Consider the following 2647-nt stretch of genomic DNA (forward strand, 5'->3'; position numbering starts at 1 on the left):
GCGGAATTCCGCGGCCGATCGCGCACCATCCCCGCAGCCCGCCGACCCTCTCCCGCGAAGGACGAGTCATGACCCTCAAAGCATCCCCGGCCCATCCGGACACGCTGGACCCCGAGGAACACTACAGCCGGGACCGCATCGAGTCCCTTCAGCTCGAGCGGCTGCAGGCCACCGTCGCGCACGCCTATGCCAACGTGGAGCTCTACCGGCGGAAGTTCGACGACGCCGGCGTCCACCCGACCGATCTGGTGGAACTCGCGGACCTCGCGAAGTTCCCCTTCACCACGAAGGAGGACCTCAGGCAGACCTACCCGTTCGGCATGTTCGCCGTACCCCAGGAGCGGGTCGCGCGGATCCATGCGTCCTCGGGAACCACGGGCCGCCCTACCGTCGTCGGCTACACCGCCGGCGACATCGATCGCTGGGCAACCCTCGTGGCGCGCTCCCTCCGGGCCTCCGGGGTGAAGACCGGATGGAAAGTCCACAATGCCTATGGCTACGGGCTCTTCACCGGCGGTCTTGGTGCCCATTACGGGGCCGAAAAGCTCGGGTGCACGGTGATTCCCATGTCGGGAGGACAGACCGAGCGCCAGGTGCAGCTCATCCAGGACTTCGAACCGGACGCCATCCTCGCAACCCCCACCTATCTCCTGACCATCCTCGACGCCATGGTCTCGGCGGGCGTCGATCCGCGGTCCACCTCGCTCAAGACGGCGGTGCTGGGGGCCGAGCCGTGGACGCTGGAGATGAGGCAGGAGCTCGAAGTGCGCATGGGCTTCGACGCCTGCGACATCTACGGTCTGTCCGAGGTGATGGGTCCCGGCGTCGCGGGCGAATGCATCGAGTCGAAGGACGGCTCCTCCATCTGGGAGGACCACTTCCGGCCCGAGATCGTCGACCCGTTCACCGACGCCGTGCAGGACGACGGCGAGCACGGTGAGCTGGTCTTCACCTCGCTCACCAAGGAAGCCCTGCCGATCATCCGTTACCGCACCCATGACCTCACGCGGCTGCTTCCCGGTACTGCACGGCCGGGGATGCGCCGCATGGGAAGGATCACCGGCCGGAGCGACGACATGATCATCCTGCGCGGAGTGAATCTGTTCCCCACGCAGATCGAGGAACTCGTCCTGCGGATCCCGGCGCTGAGCCCCCATTTCCAGCTCGAGCTCTCGCGCCCCGAGGGCCAGCGCATGGACCAGCTCCACATTCGGGTGGAGCCTCGGGAAGGGGCACACCCCGACGACGCGGCGAAAGCAGCGAAGCAGCTGCGCGAGCAGATCAAGATCCACATCGGATCGAGCTGCTCGGTGAGCGTCGTCGAACTGAATTCACTGGTGCGCTCCAGCGGGAAACTCAAGCGCGTCTACGACCTCCGACCCAAGTCCACTTCCTGACGAACCGGCGGTAACCGAACGTTCATGCAAAAATGAAACCCATGGCCAGCACACCAGTTGAACAGGAACCCGCCGTGCGCCGCGGACGCCCCGGGTATGACCAGCAGTCGGTGCTCACCATCGCCGTGGACGTCTTCAATCGGCACGGGTACGAGGCCACCTCCATGGGTGTGCTCGCCGAGCAGCTGGGCATCAGCAAGTCCGCCATCTACCACCACGTCCCGTCGAAGGGTGACCTGCTGCGCCTCGCCCTGGACCACGCGCTCGGCGGGCTCGAAGCGGTACTCACCGAGCCCGGGGCGAGCGAGGGGAAGGCCGATGCGCGCCTCGAGCACGTGGTGCGCGGAACCATCGCGGTCCTCACCGAGCGGCTGCCCTTCGTGACGCTCCTGCTGCGACTGCGGGGCAACACCGAGGTGGAACGCGAGGCCCTCGAGCGGCGTCGCTCCTTCGACCGTCAGGTGTCGGACCTCGTCGACGCCGCCCGCACCGAGGGCTCGATCCGCAGCGACCTCGACCCGCGCACCATCACGCGCCTGCTGTTCGGCACCATCAACTCCGTGGTCGAGTGGTACAAGCCCGGCGGTCCGCTCACCGCCGAGAAGCTGGCCGACGACGTCGTCACCATGGTGTTCGACGGCCTGCACCGGCGCTGACCCCTCCCGGGGGCCGGCGCCGGCGGGAAACTACTTCTCGACGAGCGTCAGCACGTCGTAGGTGGCCACGACGTCGTCGTTCTGGTTGGTCAGCACCGCATCCCAGGCGACCTCGCCGTACTCGTCCGTCTCGCGCGGTGTGATCCGCTTCGCGGTGAGGGTGACGCGGATCGAATCGCCGGCCGCCACGGGAGTGATGAACCGGAGCGTCTCGAGACCGTAGTTGGCGAGCACGGGCCCTGGTTCCGGATCGACGAAGAGCCCCGCCGCCCAGGACAGCAGCAGGTACCCGTGCGCCACGATCCCCGGGAAGAAGGGATTGGCCGCTGCCGCTTCCTGGTTGGTGTGGGCGTAGAAGGTGTCGCCCGTGGTCTCGGCGAAGGCGGTGATGTCCTCCAGCGTCACTTCGCGGAGGGCCGACGTGACGGCGTCGCCGATGCGCAGCTCGGCGAGGTTCTTCCGGAACGGGTGGACGTCCCCGAAGAAGCGGTCGGCGCCCGTATGCCAGACGCCGGTGATCGCGGTGAGCATGTTGGGCGAACCCTGAAGCGCCGTACGCTGCATATGGTGGAGCACCGAGCGCATCCCGCCGAG

The 2647-nt window shown here is 67.4% G+C and carries 3 protein-coding genes; 2 read left to right on the forward strand and 1 reads right to left on the reverse strand.

The window, feature by feature from the left end; genetic code table 11:
• Window positions 1–68 precede the first annotated feature (68 nt).
• Window positions 69–1397 (forward strand): phenylacetate--CoA ligase PaaK, encoded by a 1329-nt coding sequence (paaK, locus tag Y705_RS0109065; protein ID WP_026532629.1) that lies wholly within the window; start codon window positions 69–71, stop codon window positions 1395–1397.
• Between the two features lie 41 nt (window positions 1398–1438).
• Window positions 1439–2053: a TetR/AcrR family transcriptional regulator gene (locus Y705_RS0109070; RefSeq protein WP_049822527.1), complete on the forward strand. Its 615-nt coding sequence runs from the start codon at window positions 1439–1441 to the stop codon at window positions 2051–2053.
• A 30-nt stretch (window positions 2054–2083) separates the two neighbouring features.
• On the opposite strand, the gene Y705_RS18655 is transcribed toward Y705_RS0109070, so the two are convergent.
• A partial coding sequence (locus tag Y705_RS18655) for a MaoC/PaaZ C-terminal domain-containing protein (protein WP_173401065.1) occupies window positions 2084–2647 on the reverse strand: 564 nt, incomplete at its 5' end.

The sequence above is a fragment of the Arthrobacter sp. H41 genome, assembly GCF_000520535.1.
Taxonomy (GTDB): Bacteria; Actinomycetota; Actinomycetes; order Actinomycetales; family Micrococcaceae; genus Arthrobacter_D.

What these genes read in the sequence shown, in the direction of transcription:
- paaK (WP_026532629.1), top strand. Translation starts at nt 69, where the DNA reads ATGACCCTCAAAGCATCCCCGGCCCATCCGGACACGCTGGACCCCGAG.
- Y705_RS0109070 (WP_049822527.1), top strand. Translation starts at nt 1,439, where the DNA reads ATGGCCAGCACACCAGTTGAACAGGAACCCGCCGTGCGCCGCGGACGC.